This is a genomic window from Amycolatopsis sp. NPDC003865 (assembly GCF_053605345.1).
Window position 1 is genome coordinate 447,819 of sequence record NZ_JBSGJA010000004.1, and the last position, 16,671, is coordinate 464,489.

General features: G+C 70.7%; 15 protein-coding genes. 12 read left to right on the plus strand and 3 right to left on the minus strand.

Going from position 1 to position 16,671, the window contains the following annotated elements; genetic code table 11:
- Nucleotides 1-147: 147 nt before the first annotated feature.
- Nucleotides 148-3,372 carry a GH92 family glycosyl hydrolase gene (locus ACWEVP_RS13720; RefSeq protein ID WP_452062946.1) on the minus strand — a complete coding sequence of 1,075 codons (3,225 nt, stop codon included), beginning with the start codon at nucleotides 3,370-3,372 and terminating at the stop codon, nucleotides 148-150.
- A gap of 314 nt (nucleotides 3,373-3,686) precedes the next feature.
- Between ACWEVP_RS13720 and ACWEVP_RS13725 the strand changes: the two genes are divergently transcribed.
- From ACWEVP_RS13725 to ACWEVP_RS13780, 12 genes are all read left to right on the plus strand, one after another.
- Complete coding sequence (locus tag ACWEVP_RS13725) at nucleotides 3,687-4,670, plus strand: LacI family DNA-binding transcriptional regulator (RefSeq protein ID WP_452062866.1); 984 nt, start codon at nucleotides 3,687-3,689, stop codon at nucleotides 4,668-4,670.
- Nucleotides 4,667-5,704: a class I mannose-6-phosphate isomerase gene (locus tag ACWEVP_RS13730; RefSeq protein ID WP_452062867.1), complete on the plus strand. Its 1,038-nt coding sequence runs from the start codon at nucleotides 4,667-4,669 to the stop codon at nucleotides 5,702-5,704. The genes ACWEVP_RS13725 and ACWEVP_RS13730 overlap by 4 nt, the downstream gene beginning before the upstream one ends.
- Complete coding sequence (locus ACWEVP_RS13735; protein WP_452062868.1) at nucleotides 5,701-6,465, plus strand: ATP-binding cassette domain-containing protein; 765 nt, start codon at nucleotides 5,701-5,703, stop codon at nucleotides 6,463-6,465. The genes ACWEVP_RS13730 and ACWEVP_RS13735 overlap by 4 nt, the downstream gene beginning before the upstream one ends.
- Nucleotides 6,462-7,505, plus strand: a complete 1,044-nt coding sequence (locus tag ACWEVP_RS13740) for an ABC transporter permease (RefSeq protein WP_452062869.1) — start codon at nucleotides 6,462-6,464, stop codon at nucleotides 7,503-7,505. Before ACWEVP_RS13735 ends, ACWEVP_RS13740 begins: the two co-directional genes overlap by 4 nt.
- A 28-nt stretch (nucleotides 7,506-7,533) precedes the next feature.
- Complete coding sequence (locus ACWEVP_RS13745) at nucleotides 7,534-8,532, plus strand: ABC transporter substrate-binding protein (protein WP_452062870.1); 999 nt, start codon at nucleotides 7,534-7,536, stop codon at nucleotides 8,530-8,532.
- Nucleotides 8,533-8,732: 200 nt separating this feature from the next.
- Complete coding sequence (locus ACWEVP_RS13750) at nucleotides 8,733-9,428, plus strand: hypothetical protein (protein WP_452062871.1); 696 nt, start codon at nucleotides 8,733-8,735, stop codon at nucleotides 9,426-9,428.
- A gap of 51 nt (nucleotides 9,429-9,479) precedes the next feature.
- Nucleotides 9,480-10,526, plus strand: a complete 1,047-nt coding sequence (locus ACWEVP_RS13755) for a sensor histidine kinase (RefSeq protein WP_452062947.1) — start codon at nucleotides 9,480-9,482, stop codon at nucleotides 10,524-10,526.
- A complete protein-coding gene (locus ACWEVP_RS13760; RefSeq protein WP_452062872.1) occupies nucleotides 10,523-11,275 on the plus strand; it encodes a LytR/AlgR family response regulator transcription factor in 753 nt (250 codons plus the stop codon). The genes ACWEVP_RS13755 and ACWEVP_RS13760 overlap by 4 nt, the downstream gene beginning before the upstream one ends.
- Entirely contained in the window at nucleotides 11,272-11,619 is a 348-nt protein-coding gene (locus ACWEVP_RS13765) for a hypothetical protein (protein WP_452062873.1), read from the plus strand. The genes ACWEVP_RS13760 and ACWEVP_RS13765 overlap by 4 nt, the downstream gene beginning before the upstream one ends.
- Nucleotides 11,619-13,343: a sodium/solute symporter gene (locus tag ACWEVP_RS13770; protein WP_452062874.1), complete on the plus strand. Its 1,725-nt coding sequence runs from the start codon at nucleotides 11,619-11,621 to the stop codon at nucleotides 13,341-13,343. The genes ACWEVP_RS13765 and ACWEVP_RS13770 overlap by 1 nt, the downstream gene beginning before the upstream one ends.
- 70 nt (nucleotides 13,344-13,413) lie before the next feature.
- Entirely contained in the window at nucleotides 13,414-13,773 is a 360-nt protein-coding gene (locus ACWEVP_RS13775; protein WP_452062875.1) for a DUF485 domain-containing protein, read from the plus strand.
- Nucleotides 13,770-15,380 carry a solute symporter family protein gene (locus ACWEVP_RS13780; RefSeq protein WP_452062876.1) on the plus strand — a complete coding sequence of 537 codons (1,611 nt, stop codon included), beginning with the start codon at nucleotides 13,770-13,772 and terminating at the stop codon, nucleotides 15,378-15,380. Before ACWEVP_RS13775 ends, ACWEVP_RS13780 begins: the two co-directional genes overlap by 4 nt.
- A 63-nt stretch (nucleotides 15,381-15,443) precedes the next feature.
- On the opposite strand, the gene ACWEVP_RS13785 is transcribed toward ACWEVP_RS13780, so the two are convergent.
- Nucleotides 15,444-16,181, minus strand: coding sequence for an isocitrate lyase/PEP mutase family protein (locus tag ACWEVP_RS13785; protein WP_452062877.1), 738 nt, complete (start codon nucleotides 16,179-16,181; stop codon nucleotides 15,444-15,446).
- Nucleotides 16,178-16,639: a carboxymuconolactone decarboxylase family protein gene (locus ACWEVP_RS13790; protein WP_452062878.1), complete on the minus strand. Its 462-nt coding sequence runs from the start codon at nucleotides 16,637-16,639 to the stop codon at nucleotides 16,178-16,180. The genes ACWEVP_RS13785 and ACWEVP_RS13790 overlap by 4 nt, the downstream gene beginning before the upstream one ends.
- Between the last annotated feature and the right edge of the window lie 32 nt (nucleotides 16,640-16,671).

Here is a 16,671-nt window from a genome sequence, read left to right on the forward strand (position 1 = left end):
CACTCCCCTTGGGGTGTGACCAACCTAACGCAGGGCCGATCGCTCGCAAGCGGCCGAACGGGCGATGACACTGGCCGGTTCCGGCCATTCCCCGGGCACGGGAACGGCCCCCTCCCCGCGCGGGGAGGGGGCCGTCGCTTTCCCGGGCTACGCGCCGATGCCGATGGCGAACACGTGGAGCGCGCCGCCGCTGACGTTGTCCGGCAACGTCACGCTCGCCACCGTCTTGCCCGCGTCGAGGGTGATCGGGTTGGTGCCGAACACCATCGTGCGGATCTGCTGCGGGTCGCTGCCCGCGGCGTTGCGGTACGGCGTCGACAGCACGATCCGGTTGCCGAACGCCGGCTGCGCGCCGCCGCCACCGAGGGTCCAGTCGGAGAACCCGATGGTCGCGGTCGACTTCGTGCCGTCGGTGTAGGTGATGGTCAGCGTGCCGGACGCGTTGCCGTTCGACGCCGAGCCGAGCAGCGCGAGCCGCCCCGAACCGGAGACGTTGACCGTCTGACCGGACGCGATCACGTTGTCCGGGTCGCCCGCCGGGAACGACGGCCAAGTGAAATTCAGCCCGTCACTGGTCACCGTGCTGCCCGGCGTCGCACCGGCCGCCGCGAGGGCGTCGGCCGAGTAGCTCCAGCCGCCGCCGTCGAAGTTGGCCGCGCCCGAGTTCGAATCCGGGGAGATGCCGGCGTTGTTCACCGTGGCCAGCCAGCTGTTCGGCTGGGCCACCAGTACCGTCAGGACGGCCTGCGAGGACGCGACTCCCGGCGCGGAGAACGTCACCGGGATGCGCCGGGCGCCGTCGGCCAGGCCGGCCGGGACGCTGACCGTGAGCTCGGCCTGGGCCTTGCCCGCGGCGGGCACCGCGATGCTGCCGGTCGCCGGGGTCAGCGTGATCCCGTCGACGCTGCCCGCGCTGTAGGTCCAGGTCCGGGCGACGCCGGAGAGGTCCTGGACACCCACGGACGCCTTGGACGTCGACCCCGCGGGTGTCACCGCGCGCGCCGGGTCCACAAAGGACAGGCTGGGCTTCTCCTGCTCGCGGAACGACGGCGGCGCGTCGGCCGTCGCACTGCCCCACGAGGTCGCCGTGGCCGAGCGCGTGTAGTCGAGCGTGCCACCGCTGGAGATCAGCGCTTCCGGCAGCCACGCCTTGGCGGCGGTGCCGCCGTTGACCTTCAGGCTGCCCACGTAGTCGCCGGTGCCCGGCGCGTTGATGGTGATCTTCTTGCCCGCGCCGGTGGTGAGCACGGCGTGCTCGAAGCGCGGGGTGACCAGCAGCGTCTCGGCGCGGCCCGGGATCTCCGGGTAGACGCCGAGCGCGGACCACACGTACCAGGCCGACATCTGGCCGAGGTCGTCGTTGCCGATCAGGCCTTCGGGACGCGGGTTGTACAGCTCGTCCATCGAGCGGTGCACGATCCCCTGGGTCTTGGCCGGCGCGCCCGCGTACGAATACACGTACGGCGCGTTGGAGTTCGGCTCGTTGCCCATGAAGGCGTACGGCTCCTGCGTGCCCGCGTTCAGCTGCGTGAAGAAGGTGTCCAACCGGGACTGCGTCGCGGTGTTGCCGCCGAACGCCGTCACGACGCCGCCGAGGTCGTAGGGCACCATCCACTCGTACTGCGCGCCGTTGCCCTCGACCCAGCCCTGCGAGCTGGCGGGGTCGTAGGTGCCGGAGAACGAGCCGTCCGCGTTGCGCGGCTGGAGGTGCCCGGTTCCCGGGTTGTAGAGGTTCTGCCAGTTCTGCGCGCGCTTCATGAACGTCGTGTACGTCGCGCTGTCGCCGAGCCGCTTGGCGAACTGGGCGATGGAGAAGTCGGCGCTGGTGTACTCGAGGGTGTCCGCGCCGGCGCCGGGCACGTAACCCAGCTTCTGGTAGTCGTCGAGGCCCGGCCGCTCGGTGTAGCCCTGGGTCGGCTGGGTGGCGCCCTTGATCATGAGCAGCAACGCCTTCTGGGCGTCGAAGTCACGGGCGCCGAAGGCGTACGCGCTGGAGACGATGATGTGGTACGGGTCGCCGTTCATCACGCCGGTGTAGTCGTTGGCCACCGTCCAGCGGTCCCACGAGCCACCCTGCTCGGCGTAGGCCATCATCGACCGGACGATGTCGGACGTCTCGTGCGGCGCGATCGTCGCCAGCAGCGGGATCTCCGACCGGTAGATGTCCCAGCCGGAGAAGTTCGTGTACATCGCGTGGCCCTTGTCGGCCGTGTGGATCCGGCCGTCGAAGCCGATGTACTGGCCGTTGACGTCGGAGAACACGTTCGGCTGGATCAGCGAGTGGTACAGCGAAGTGTAGAACGTCGTCAGGTCGGCGTCGGAGCCGCCGGTGACGGCGATCTTGCCCAGCTGGGCGTTCCACGCCTTGCGCGCGCCCGCCGCGATCGTGTCGAAGGACTTGCCGGTGTTCTCGGCCTTCAGGTTGGCCTTCGCGCCGTCGACGGACACAAAGGACAGTCCGACCTGGACGTTCACCTGGGCGCCGTTGAGGTTGGCGAAGGTGACGTACCCGCCGCTGCCCGGGCCGGACACGGTGGTGTTCTGCTGCTTGGCCGTGGTGGTGCGCGCGATGGACGCGTTCACGCCGTTGGGCTGCGCGACCTTCGCCTTGGCTCCACCGGTTTCCGCGGCCTTGTTCGGGGTCACGGCGCCGTTCTTCCAGGTGCCGATCGACGCGAACGGCGTGTCGAACTTCGCCGAGAAATAGACGCGGTAGCTGTTCTGGGCCCCGCAGAAGCGGCCGCTGGTGGCCCAGCCGCTGATGGTGTCCTTGCCGATGGTGATCGACGCGTCGTCGGTGCCGTTGACCGAGCCGGACGTGTTGACCAGCAGCGTCGAGGACGCGCCGGCCGGGTAGGTCAGCCGCGCGGAGCCGGTGCGCTGGGTCGCGCTCAGCTCGACCTTCGCTCCACTGTCGAGGGTGACGTCGTAGGCGCCCGCGGTCGCGTGTTCGTTGGCGTGCGAGAACTTCGACGTGTAGTGCGCGGGGTCGGTCGCCGGGGAAGTCGTCACTTCACCGACATAAGGGATGAACGGGATGTCCTCGTAGGTCGAACAGCCCGCGCCCGAGAGGTGCGTCAGGCTGAACCCGGTCAGGGCGTTGTCGTCGTAGAAGTACCCGCCCGGCTGGGACTTCACCGTGTCCGGGCTCCACTGGACCATGCCGAACGGCGCCACCGCGCCCGGGAACGTGTTGCCGGCACCGCCCCCGGTGCCGTGGTCGGCGCCGCCGGGACGCGTGCCGACGAAGGGGTTGACCCACTTCGCGAAATCCGTCGTCGTGGCCGCCGCCGCGGGGACAGCGGGAGCCACCGCTGCCGTCACCGCCAGTGTCAAAAAGGTCAAACCGGCTCTTAAGCGCAATCGCGCCATGGCCATCGCCTCTCACCTCGTCAGCGCGACCAGAAACGGTGTGATGACAACCTTGTCGCGCAGTCGGTCGAACCGGGCCACCTTGGGCAGCGGCTCACCGGATCGTCAAGGGGTCTCGTCAAGACCTGTCCACTTCGGGACAGCATGATCAGCCGTCTGTCCTACGACGTCGGTAGCCGAATCGGCACAATTCGCACGGGAAGCGTTGACAAGCCACCGGGACGTGGCGTTCAATCCCGGGCATTATGACAACGTTGTCTCCTCCCGGCCGGGACCCCGGCGGTGCCCCGCGCACCGCGAGCAGGCGAGCCACCATGAGCGACGTGGCGCGGTTGGCGGGCGTGAGCATCAAGACCGTCTCGCGCGTGGTCAACGACGAACCGGCGGTGCACCCCGACACCGCCGAGCGGGTCATGGCGGCCATCGAGCAGCTGGGGTTCCGGCGCAACCTGGGCGCGCGCAACCTGCGCCGCGGGTCGACGACCGGCACCATCGGGCTGATCGTCGAGGACGTCGGCAACCCCTTCTACTCCGAGCTGAACCGCGCGGTCGAGCGCATCGCGACGTCGTTCGGGCGCCAGGTGCTCACCGGCTCGTCCGAGGAGAACTCCGACCGCGAGCGCGAGCTCGTGCTGGAGTTCTGCGCGCGGCGGGTGGACGGCATCCTCGTCGTCCCGGCCGGCCTCCAGCACGGCTACCTGGTGCCGGAGATGCGCGCGGGCACGCCGGTGGTGTTCATCGACCGCCCGGCCGGCGACATCGTGGCCGACACGGTGCTGGTCGACAACCTCGGCGGCACCATCGAAGCCGTCACCCACCTGGCGAAGCACGGCCACCGGCGGATCGCGTTCCTCGGCGACAGCCCGGACATCTTCACCGCGGCCGAGCGCCTGCGCGGGTTCCGCGAGGGCTGCGTCCGCAACGGCATCTCCTACGACGAGTCCCTGGTCGCCATGCGGACACCGACGCAGGAGGGCGTCGGCGACGCCGTGAAGCGGCTGCTGCACGGCCCGGACGCGGCCACCGCCGTGATCGCGGGCAACAACCGGGTCGCCGTGCACCTGCTGCGCGCGCTGGCCCACGCCGAGTACCGCCCGGCGATGATCGGCTTCGACGACTTCGAGCTGGCGGACCTGCTCGACCCGCCGGTCACCGTGATCGCGCACGACGTGAGCGCGCTCGGCCACGCCGCGGCGGAGCTGCTCTTCGCGCGCGTCCAAGGAGATCAGTCCCCGCCCAGAAAGGTAGTCCTGCCCGTGCATCTCGTCGCCCGCGGTTCCGGTGAGGTCGCCCCGTGACCCTCGAACCCATCCGGCTCCCGGCCAACCAGCCGCCGCAGTTCTACCGCGGGGGCGACGCCATCGCGAAGCTGCGCGGGGCCTCGTCGGACAAGAAGTTCGGCCCGGAGGACTGGGTCGCCTCGGCGACCACCATGTTCGGCCAGGACACCAACGGCCTGACGCCGCTCCCGGACGGCGCCTGGCTGCGTGACGCCGTCGTGGCGAACCCGAACGGCTGGCTCGGCGCGAAGCACGTCGAGGCGCTCGGGACGTCGACCGGGCTGCTGGTCAAGCTGCTCGACGCGGGCCAGCGGCTGCCCGTGCACTTCCACCCGGACGACGCGTTCGCGAAGCGGCACTTCGACTCGCACTTCGGCAAGACCGAGGCGTGGATCGTGGTCGGCACCTACGGCGACGACCCGCGCGTCTACCCGGGCTTCAAGGAGACGCTGTCGAAGGACACGGTTTCCGAGTGGACGCGGGAGCAGGACGTGCCGTCGATGCTGGGCGCGTTGAACAGCGTCCCGGTGACGCCCGGCGACACCGTCTACATCCCGGCCGGCCTGCCGCACGCGATCGGCGAAGGCGTCTTCGTCGTCGAGCTGCAGCAGCCGACGGACTTCTCGCTGACGATCGAGTGGCGGGACTTCCTCGCGTCCCCGGAGAAGGGCCACCTCGGCATCGGCTTCGACACCGCGATCGAAGCACTCGACACGTCCGGCTGGGACGCCGAGCGGCTCGAGACCATCATCAAGCGCACCGCCGGGGACCGGGCGTCCACTGTGGATCTGCTGGCCGGCGGATCGGAGCGGTTCTTCCGAGCCGAACAGCTGCGCACCGACAAGCTGACAACGTTGTCACTCGACCCGTCGTTCGCGGTGCTCGTCGTCCTCGACGGCGAAAGCACCCTGCGCACCGAGCACGGCGGTTCGTACGCGCTGGCGAAGGGTGACACCTACGTGGTGCCGTTCGACGCCGGCCAGACCGAGCTGTCCGGCTCGGCGACGGTGATCCGCTGCCGTCCGCCCGCGCCGGAAGAGAGGCACGGATGAGCGAAATCCTGCTCGACGCGATCGACCTGACGAAGCACTACGGATCCGTCGAAGCCCTGCGCGGCGCGTCGTTCCAGGCGCGCGCGGGCGAGGTGACGGCCCTGATCGGCGACAATGGCGCCGGCAAGTCCACCCTGGTCAAGTGCCTCTCCGGCGCCGAGCAGCCGACGTCGGGGAAGATCCTGCTCGACGGGAAGGAAGTGCACTTCGACTCGCCGACCACGGCCCGGCGGATGGGCATCGAGACCGTCTACCAGGACCTCGCCGTCGCACCGGAGCTGGACCCGGCGGCCAACCTCTTCCTCGGCCGCGAGATCCACCGCAAGGGCATCCTCGGCAAGCTCGGGATGCTCGACAAGGCCGAGATGCGGCGGCAGGCGATCGAGGAGTTCCAGCGCCTCGGCGTGACGCTGCAGAGCACCGACGTCCCGATCGGCTCGCTGTCCGGCGGGCAGCGCCAGAGCGTCGCGGTCGCGCGGTCGGTCGTCTGGGCGTCGAAGGTCGTGTTCATGGACGAGCCGACCGCGGCGCTGGGCGTCGTGCAGCGCGAGCGCGTCCTCGACGTCATCAAGAAGGTGCGCGACAAGGGCATCGCCGTCGTGCTGATCAGCCACAACATGCCCGAGGTGCTGTCGGTCGCCGACCGCGTCGAGGTGCTGCGGCTCGGCAAGCGCGTCGCCCGGTTCACCGGGGCGGACACGAAGCTCGAAGACCTCGTCGCCGCGATGACCGGCGCCCTCGTGCAGGAGGAGGCGGCGTGAGCGCACCCGTGAAGGACATCCAGGAGGCCCCCGACGCGGGCTTCGGCAAGCGGCCGCTGGGCAAGCGGCTGGTCGGTGCCAACACGTTCTGGATCGCGCTGGTCCTGGTCGCGCTGATCGTCGTGTTCAGCGCGATCGCCCCCGGCGAGTTCGCGACGCTGTTCACCTTCCAGACCCTGCTCATCGAGACCGCGGTGCTGCTGGTGCTGTCGGTCGGGATGACGTTCGTGATCATCACCTCCGGCATCGACCTGTCCGTCGGGTCGGTGCTGATCTTCGCCGGCATGGTCGCCGGCAAGGTGATGGAGGCGATGTCCGGCGGCAACGCGTCGAACGCCGGCTGGGGCGTCATCACCGTCGGCCTGATCGCGGCGGTCGTCGCCGGGACCGTGTGGGGTCTGATCAACGGCTTCCTCATCGCGGTGGCGGGGATCCCGCCGCTGATCGTCACCCTCGGCACCATGGGCGCGGCACTCGGCTCGGCCTACCTGCTCAACAACGGCTCGGACGTGCGCAGCATCCCCCTGGTCCTCAACCAGACCCTCGGCTACGGCACCTCGTTCGGCGTGGTGCCGAACCTGGTCATCGTCGCCGTGGTGATCACCCTCATCGGCGCGTGGCTGCTGCACACCACGAAGTTCGGCCGCTACACCTACGCGGTCGGCTCCAACGCCGAAGGCGCGCGACGCGCGGGCATCGGCGTCACCGCGCACCTGCTGAAGGTGTACACGCTGACGGGTTTCCTGGCCGGGATCGCCGGGTTCCTTTCGCTGGCGTACTACGCGTCGACCACGATCTCGGCGCACACCACCGACAACCTCAACGCGATCGCCGCGGTCGTGATGGGCGGGACGAGCCTCTTCGGCGGCGTCGGCACGGTGCTGGGCACGGTGATCGGCGTGTTCATCCCGGCGGTGCTGAAGAAGGGCTTCAACATCACCCACGTCCAGGACTTCTGGCAGATGATCGCCGTCGGCGCGGTGCTCATCGCCGCCGTCTGGTTCGACCAGCGGCGCCGCCGTCGCCGCAACTCCCGCTGAGTTCCCCCACAAGTACAAAGAGGTGCTTATGAAGCTGACCAAGACCCTCACCGCCATGGGTGCCGTGGTCTCCGCGGCGGCCCTGCTCACCGCCTGCGGGTCCGGCACGGTCGGGCAGACCGGGTCCGGCGACAGCCAGGCCAATTCGGCGGGCTCGAAGAAGCTCGCGCTGATCCCGGGCGTGCAGGCCGAGCCGTTCTACATCTCGCTCCAATGCGGTGCCGAAGCCGAGGCGAAGAAGCTCGGCTACGAGCTCACCACGCAGGCGCCGCAGAAGTTCGACGCGGCGATGCAGACCCAGCTCGTCAACGCCCTCGGCTCCAACCCACCGGCGGCGCTGCTCATCGCCCCGACCGACGACACGGCGATGCTCGCGCCGATCCAGCAGGTCAAGGCGCGCGGCGCGAAGATCGTCGAGGTCGACACCTCGCTGAAGGACACGAGTGTCGCGGCGTCGTCCGTCTCCTCCGACAACGCCTCGGGCGGCAAGCTCGCCGCCCAGACGATGGCGAAGCTGGCCGCCGGCAAGAGCGGCTCGGTGCTGGTGCTCGACACGATCGCGGGCACGTCCACGACCGCCGCGCGGGCCAAGGGCTTCGAGGACGAGCTGAAGAACACGCCGAACCTGAAGTCGATCGGGGTCCAGTTCACCCAGAACGAGCCGGAGCAGGCCGCGGCCAAGGTGACGGCGGCCCTGTCGTCGACGCCGGACCTCATCGGCGTCTTCGCGACCAACCTCAACACCGGTGAAGGCGCGGCGACCGGCCTGCGCAACGCGGGCAAGGTCGGCGCGGTCAACCTGATCGGCTTCGACGCCAGCCCGTCGGAGGTCGAGGGCCTGAAGAACGGCCAGTACCAGGCGCTCATCGCCCAGGACCCGGCCTCGATCGGCACCCAGGGCGTCCAGCAGGCCGTCGCGGCCATCGAGGGCAAGCCGGTGACGCGGAACCTCACCGCGGAGCTGCACTCGATCACCAAGGCGGACATGGACGCCAACTCGCAGTACTTCTACAAGCAGTCCTGCTGAGGTGTCCGTCAGATCCCTGCGGGTGGTGTGCGCACCGCCCGCAGGGGTTCTGACCAGGTGTTTCACCGCCGGTGATCGGTCACCGCCGGTCACCGCGGCGGGGGCACCGCTCAGCGCACGACCCGTTCCCCCGCCCAGGTGTCCCCCGTCACACTCATCTGCACATGCATTGGCACATGCATGATCGCAGGGAGGGTGCGATGAACTACGAGCGGCCGGCCATGCACCGGACGATCTTCGCCGTGGACGTCGAGGGCTACGGCGATCAGAGCAGGACCACACCGGACCGCCTGGCGATGCGCGAAGGGCTCTACCGCGCGCTCGGCCGGGCGTTCGACGACGCGGGCGTCCCCTGGGCGGCCTGCCGGAACGACGACTGCGGCGACGGCGTCTTCGTCCTCGCCCCGCCGCAGATCCCGAAGGGGCTCTTCGTGGAGTTCCTGCCCAACGCGCTCGCCGTGGCGCTGCACCGGCACAACCTGACCCACCACGCCGGCGCCCGGATCCGGCTCCGGATGGCGCTGCACGCGGGCGAAGTCGCCTACGACGCCCACGGGGTCACCGCACCGGCGATCAACCACGCGTTCCGGCTCCTGGACGCGGCGGCGCTGAAGAAGGCGCTCAAGGCGTCGCCCGGCGTGCTGGGGCTGATCACGTCGGCCTGGTTCTTCGACGAGGTCGTCCGGCACAGCGACGGCGTCGACCCGACGACGTTCCGGCCGGTGCCGGTCGCGGTGAAGGAGACCCGGACGACCGGCTGGATCGCGCTGCCCGACCGGCCGTACCCGGCGAACACGAGCCTGCTCGGCGACGTCACGGCGCTCGACGACTACCGGACCTGGCGCCGCGTCCGCCGCCACGCCCAGGTGCTGGCCGACCGGGACGGCCCCGCGTAGCCGTAGGATCTACTGCCCTGGACACCGTCGCCGAGGGGAGGCCCGTTGACCGTGCACCTGCGGGCGACGTCCCGCGCCGACCCGCTGCCGGTGCTCGCCGCCGCCCGCCGGATCACCGACGACTTGCGCGACGGCCTCTCGGGCACCCGCGCACGCCGCGCCGCGCACGGTCTGCGGCGCCTGTTCGGCTTCCCCGGGCTCGGGCTGACCGACCTTTCCGGCTCGCTGCTGTGGTCGGGGCGGCCCGGGCCCGACGCGGTCGTCGCGTCGGTGCTCGACGGCGTGCTCCACTCCGAGGAACCCGGCTCCGCGCCGGATGTCCTGGCGCTGCCGCTGCACGTCCGCGACGAGCTGGCGGGGGCGCTGCTGGTCGTCGGCGACGTCCGGGACGCGGTCGCGGCCCAGGCCGCGGACCTCGTCGTGCGGGCCCTCGAGCGCGGGCGGCTCGAGGCGTCGGCGGACCAGGCGGCGCAGGCCGAACTGCGGGCGCTGCGGGCCGAAATGTCCCCGCACTTCGTCTACAACGCGCTGACGGTCATCGCGTCGCTCGTGCGCTCGGACCCCGACCGCGCTCGCGACCTCATGCTCGACTTCGCCGACTACACGCGCTACAGCCTCGCTCGCCACGGCGAGTACACGGTGGTCGCCGAGGAGTTCCGCGCGATCGAGACGTACCTGGCGCTGCAGCGGGCGGTGCTGGGCGAACGGCTGCGCGTCCAGGTGCGGGTCGCGCCGGAGATCCTCGCGGTCGCGGTGCCGTACCTGGTGCTGGAGCCGTTGGTGGAGAACGCGATCCGGCACGGCATCGAGCCGCGCTCGGGCACCGGCCTGGTCCAGGTGCACGGCCAGGCGGAAGGGAACGACTGCGTGATCTTCGTCGAGGACGACGGGGTCGGCATGGACCCGAAGCGCGCGGCGGACATCCTGGCCGGGCGCACCGGCGAGGACGACCCGGCCGGGCTCGGGCTGGCCAATGTGGACAGACGGCTGCGGGACGTCTACGGCGCCTGGTACGGCCTGACGGTCGAAACCGAGGTCGGCGCGGGGACCCGGGTGATCGTGCGGGTGCCGCGGTTCCAGCCGGGGGTGCTGCCGTGACTCTGCGCGTCCTCGCCGTCGACGACCTGGCACCCGCGCTCGACGAGTTGTGCACGATGCTGCGCGAAGCGCCCGAAGTCGGCGAAGTCGTCGGCGCGGCCGACGCGCTGAAGGCGTTGAAGCTGCTTCAGGCCGACCGCTTCGACGCGGTGTTCCTCGACATCTCGATGCCGGGCCTCGACGGGCTCGAACTGGCGTCGCTGCTGGCGAAGCTGAGTGAGCCGCCGGTGATCGTCTTCGTCACCGCGCACGACGGCCACGCGGTGACGGCGTACGGCATCGGCGCGGTCGACTACCTGCTCAAGCCGGTCCGCGCGGAACGGCTGTCGGCGGCGCTGGCGAAGGTGCTGCGGATGGCGACCCCGGCGTCCCGGCCGACCCCGGACGCGATGGCCGCGCTGCCGGTGGAGTCGGGCGGCCGGACGCGGTACGTCCGCCGCGACGACGTCCTGTTCGTGGAGGCCCACGGCGACTACGTCCGGCTGCACACGCGCGGCGGCGTCCACCTGGTGCGGATGCCGATCTCGCGGCTGGAGGAGTACTGGGAGGGCACGGGGTTCAGCCGGGTCCACCGCGGGTTCCTGCTGTCGGTGGGGGCGGTGCTGGAGCTGCGCAGCGACAGCGCGGGCGGGCTGCTGGCGCACACGGAGGCGGGTGACGTCCCGGTCAGCCGCCGGCACGCGCGGGACCTGCGCGACCGCCTGCTGGAGGCGGCCCAGCGCGGCCAGCTCGGGCCGGGCGCGCGATGAGCAGGATCCGCCGGGTCGCCGTCACGAGCCCGCAGACCCGCCTCGCCCACGCCCGCCGCCGGTCGCGGCACCGCTGGCGCCAGCCCCGGCTCCCCGCGAGCGACACCCAGCGGGCCACGGCGTTGTACCGCGCGCAACGCCGCCGCGGCATCCCCGCGCTCGTGCTGATGTTCGCGTTGCTGCTCGGACTGCCGGGCCTGTTCGCGCTCTTCCCGGGCCTGGACACCGTGCGCCTGCTGGGAATCCCGCTGTCCTGGCTGATGATCGCGGTCCTCCCCTACCCGGCGATGGCCGTCCTGGCCCGCTGGCAGCTGCGCCGCGCCGAACGCCTCGAGGACGACTAGTGGGCGTCGCGCTCGCTGTCGCGCCCGTCGTGCTCGTGACGCTGCTCATCGGCGTCCGCGGGGTCGCCGCCATGCGCACGACGTCGGACTTCCTCGTCGCGTCCCGGCGGATCTCGCCGCTGGTGAACTCCGCGGCCGTCTCGGGCGAGTACCTGTCCGCGGCCTCCTTCCTCGGCGTCGCCGGGCTGGTCGTCAAGGACGGCATCGGCGCTCTCTGGTACCCGGTCGGCTTCACCGCCGGTTACATCGCGATGCTCGTCCTGGTCGCCGCGCCGATGCGCCGGTCGGGCGCGCTGACCGTCCCCGACTTCGCCGAAGCGCGCCTCAACTCCCCCGCCCTGCGCCGCCTGGCCGCGGTGGTCGTCCTGGTGATCGGCACGATCTACGTCGTCCCGCAGTTCCGCACCGCCGGCCTGGTGCTCACCGCGGTCGGCGGCACGCCGTACTGGGTCGGCGTGGTGCTGGCCGGCGCCGCGGTCAGCGTCACCCTGGCGCTCGGCGGGATGCGCGCGGCGACGTACGTGCAGGCGTTCCAGTTCGTGCTGAAGCTGCTGCTGTTCCTCATCCCCGCGATCTGGCTGGTCCTGCAGGCCGGCGCGGTCAACCGGGCCGACGCCCTGCACCCCGTCGAGTTCACGCACTTCACCCGGGAGACGCCGGTGCGGTTCGAAGTCGACGTCACCATGGAGATCCGCGAGCCGACCGCCGTGCGCGTCAACGGCGTCCCGCGGACCCTGCCCCCAGGCGAGTTCACCGCGCACAGCCAGGACGACGTCGTGTTCGGTCCGGGTGCGGCGGTTCCGGCGGTTCGCGGCGGCGCCCCGCTCGGCGGGCACGACTGGCAACGGCCGCTGCTCGACCTCGGCGACGAGGGCTACCCGCTGCTCGGCACCTGGGCCGTGCTCATCGCGACCATGCTCGGCACGATGGGGCTGCCGCACGTGCTCATGCGCTTCCACACCAGCCCGGACGGCCGGGCCGCGCGCCGCACCGCCGCGATCACCGTCGCGCTGCTCGGTGTCTTCTACCTCTTCCCCGGTGTCTACGGCGTCCTCGGCCGCGTCCTCGTGCCCGGCCTCTACCTGTCCGGCGCGACGGACACCGTGGTCGTCGCGCTGCCGTACCAAGTGGACAGTGGCTGGGCGGGTGGCCTGTTCACGGCGTTGCTGACGGCGGGCGCGTTCGCCGCGTTCCTGGCGACGTCGCTCGGGCTGCTGCTGGTGATGTCCGGCGCGATCGCGCACGACCTCGTGCCCGGCGGGCTGCGCCGGCTGCGGATCGCGGTGTTCGGCGTCGCCGCGGTCATGGTGCTGCTGGCGCTGCGCTCGGCCGAGCTCGACGCCGGAGTGCTCGTCACGTGGGGCTTCACCGTCGCCGCGTCGACGTTCTGCCCGCTGCTCGTGCTCGGCATCTGGTGGCCGCGGCTGACGGCGGCCGGCGGGATCGCCGGGGTGCTGACCGGGCTCGTCGCGTCGTCCGGGTCGATCCTGTTCGCCCTCGCCGGCCCGGACCTGCACGGCTGGGTGGCGATCTTGGTGCAGCAACCGGCACCCTGGTCGGTACCGCTGGCATTCGGCGTAATGGCGTTGGTCTCCTTGCGCGGCAGGCCACCCGCCTGGTCGGCGGCGGCGATGCTCCGCCTGCACCTGGACGAGCCCCGCTCGTCCGGATCGCGCGACCGTTCGTCAACCGTTCGTCGTCTGGCCCGGCTGTTGAACCGCTGAATCTTCACACGAGACTCACAGCTCCCTACGGTGTCGCAGGTCACTTTCCGCAGCGTCGCAGGGAGCAGCGATGAGCACTACGGACACCGGCGGGCCCCCGGAAACGTCTGAGACCGTCTGGGAACACGCGCACGACAGCACCGAGTTCCGTGAGCTGCGCAGCCGCCTGCGCCGGTTCGTCTTCCCGATGACCGCGCTGTTCCTGGTCTGGTACCTGCTGTACGTGCTGCTCGCGGACTACGCGCACGGCTTCATGAGCACGAAGGTCTTCGGCAACATCAACGTCGGCCTGATCTTCGGCCTGCTGCAGTTCGTCTCGACGTTCGTCATCACCGGCCTCTACGTCCGGTACGCCAACCGGAAGCTGGACCCGGTCGCGGAGAAGATCCGTGAGGACATCGAAAACGGCACTGCGAAGGAGCACGAATGAACGCGACCCTCGCCGCGGGCGTGGAAGGCAGCAACTCCGCCCTCAACATCAGCATCTTCGCCGTCTTCGTGATCATCACGCTGGTGATCGTGTTCCGGGCCAGCCGTAACACGAAAACGGCGTCGGACTACTACGCCGCCGGCCGCGCGTTCACCGGACCGCAGAACGGCATCGCGATCTCGGGTGACTACCTGTCGGCCGCGTCGTTCCTCGGCATCGCGGGCGCGATCGCGATCAACGGCTACGACGGCTTCCTCTACTCCATCGGCTTCCTGGTGGCGTGGCTGGTCGCGCTGCTGCTGGTCGCGGAACTGCTGCGCAACACCGGCAAGTTCACCATGGGCGACGTCCTGGCGTTCCGGATGAAGCAGCGCCCCGTGCGGGCGGCGGCCGCGACTTCGACGCTCGCCGTGTCGTTCTTCTACCTGCTCGCCCAGATGGCCGGCGCCGGTGGTCTCGTCGCGCTGCTGCTCGGCGTCGAAGGCGGTGGCGCGCAGGCACTGGTGATCGCCGTGGTCGGCATCATCATGATCGCCTACGTCCTGATCGGCGGCATGAAGGGCACCACCTGGGTGCAGATCATCAAGGCCGCGCTGCTGATCGTCGGCGCGCTCGCGATCACCCTGTGGGTGCTCGGCAAGTACGGCTTCAACTTCTCCAGCCTGCTGCAGGCCGCCGTGGACAAGGCGGGCAAGGCCGGGCAGACGCTGCTCGGCCCGGGCAAGCAGTACGGCGCCACCGGAACGTCCAAACTGGACTTCCTCTCCCTCGGCATCGCGCTGGTGCTGGGCACCGCCGGTCTCCCGCACGTCCTGATGCGCTTCTACACCGTGCCGACCGCGCGCGACGCACGTCGCTCGGTGGTCTGGGCGATCGTGCTGATCGGCGTGTTCTACCTGTTCACGCTGGTGCTGGGCTACGGCGCCGGCGCGCTGGTCGGGCCGGACACGATCAAGAAGGCGCCGGGCGGGGTCAACTCCGCGGCTCCGCTGCTGGCGTTGGAGCTGGGCGGGCCGGTGCTGCTGGGCCTGATCTCCGCGGTCGCGTTCGCGACGATCCTCGCGGTGGTCGCCGGCCTGACGATCACGGCGTCGGCGTCCTTCGCCCACGACGTCTACGCGAACGTCGTCAAGCGCGGCAAGACGTCGCCGGACTCCGAGGTCAAGGTCGCCCGGATCACCGCGGTGGTCATCGGCGCCCTCGCCATCGGCGGCGGCATCCTGGCCAACGGGCAGAACGTCGCCTTCCTGGTGGCGCTGGCGTTCGCGGTCGCGGCCTCGGCCAACCTGCCGACGATCCTCTACTCGCTGTTCTGGAAGCGGTTCAACACCCAGGGCGCGCTGTGGTCGATCTACGGCGGTCTGGCCATCACGATCGTGCTGATCGTGTTCTCGCCCGCGGTGTCCGGCAAGAGCACGTCGATGATCAAGTCCGTGGACTTCGCCTGGTTCCCGCTGAGCAACCCGGGCATCGTCTCGATCCCGGCCGCGTTCATCCTCGGCTGGCTCGGCACGATCCTGTCCAAGGAGCACGACGAGAAGAAGTACGCCGAGATGGAGGTTCGTTCCCTGACCGGCGCGGGCGCCGAGAAGGCCGTCGTCCACTAGTTCCAGTGACCCCGAAGGCCGCCGCGAGGGTGTTCCCGATCCCCTTGCGGCGGCCTTCGGCCATCAGTACGGCAGTTTTCCTTCGGCGATCCCCGCGAGCGTCACTTCGAGCTGCTTGCGGAGGTACTGCCACAGCCCGCCGCCCAGCGAAATCCGCGCCACCCCCAGTTCGGCGAGGCCACCGAGGCCCGGGCTGCCCGGCCACGCCGGCGCGTTGACGGCACCGCCGGCGCCCTGCACGAACTGGGCGATCAGCTCGGGCGTGCGCAGGTGGATCGGGTAGACGCAGTCCGCGCCCGCGTCCAGGTACGCCCTCGCCCTGGCGATCCCGTCGGCGAGGTGGTCCTTCGGGTCGACGCCGCGGAAGGAGTCGACCCGGGCGTTGATCACCAGGCCGTCACCCGCGGCGTCGCGCAGGGCGGCGATCCGCTCCGCCTGCTCGGCGACCGGCCGCGCCTCGCCGGTCGCGTGGTCGGTGTCTTCGAAGTTGCAGCCGACGGCGCCGGCGTCGGCCAGCCGTCCGGCCAGCTCGGCGCCGGACAGGCCGTAGCCCGACTCGGCGTCGACGGTCACCGGCACGCTCACGGCGTTCGCGATGCGTCTTGCCGCAGCGAACATCTCGTCCGCGGGCGCCTGCTCGCCGTCGGCGAACCCGAGCGCGGCGGCCACGGCGACCGAGCTGGTCGCGACGGCCGGGAACCCGGCGGCCTCGACGAGCTTGGCCGTGTCGGCGTCCCACGCGTTCGGCAGGACCAGCGGCTTGCCGGGGACGTGCAGCGCCTTGAGCGCGGCGGCGGTCACGAGTCGCGCTTCGGGAGCGGCGTGTGGCTGGTGATCGTCATGCGGTTCCAGCTGTTGATCGCGATGATCTCCCACGCGACCGCCTGGTACTGCTCCTCGGTGAACACTCGAGCCGCCTCTTCGTAGACGTCGTCGGGGACGGTCTGGGTCGCGGCCAGCTTGGTCATCGCCTCGGTGAGGGCGAGGGCGGCCTGCTCCTGCTCGGTGAAGAGGTCGGTCTCGCGCCAGCCGTCGAGCACGAACAGCCGACGCGGCGACTCGCCCAGCTCCAGGGCGTCGCGGGAGTGCATGTCGAGGCAGTAGGCGCAGCCGTTGATCTGGGACGCGCGGGTCTTCACCAGTTCGAGGAGCTTCGGGTCGAGGCCGGCGTTCGCCCCGGCCTTGTTGACCTGGGCCTGCAGGTTCGCCATCGCCTGGTAGAGCTCGGGCGCCTGCCCGAGTCCGATTCGCTTCGTCATGGTGTCCACGCTAGTCCGAACTGGTCCACGGG

Bases quoted from the DNA above. Each gene is read 5' to 3' on its own strand.
- ACWEVP_RS13720 (WP_452062946.1), bottom strand. From the start codon at position 3,372: ATGGCGCGATTGCGCTTAAGAGCCGGTTTGACCTTTTTGACACTGGCG.
- ACWEVP_RS13725 (WP_452062866.1), top strand. From the start codon at position 3,687: ATGAGCGACGTGGCGCGGTTGGCGGGCGTGAGCATCAAGACCGTCTCG.
- ACWEVP_RS13735 (WP_452062868.1), top strand. From the start codon at position 5,701: ATGAGCGAAATCCTGCTCGACGCGATCGACCTGACGAAGCACTACGGA.
- ACWEVP_RS13745 (WP_452062870.1), top strand. From the start codon at position 7,534: ATGAAGCTGACCAAGACCCTCACCGCCATGGGTGCCGTGGTCTCCGCG.
- ACWEVP_RS13750 (WP_452062871.1), top strand. From the start codon at position 8,733: ATGAACTACGAGCGGCCGGCCATGCACCGGACGATCTTCGCCGTGGAC.
- ACWEVP_RS13765 (WP_452062873.1), top strand. From the start codon at position 11,272: ATGAGCAGGATCCGCCGGGTCGCCGTCACGAGCCCGCAGACCCGCCTC.
- ACWEVP_RS13775 (WP_452062875.1), top strand. From the start codon at position 13,414: ATGAGCACTACGGACACCGGCGGGCCCCCGGAAACGTCTGAGACCGTC.
- ACWEVP_RS13780 (WP_452062876.1), top strand. From the start codon at position 13,770: ATGAACGCGACCCTCGCCGCGGGCGTGGAAGGCAGCAACTCCGCCCTC.
- ACWEVP_RS13790 (WP_452062878.1), bottom strand. From the start codon at position 16,639: ATGACGAAGCGAATCGGACTCGGGCAGGCGCCCGAGCTCTACCAGGCG.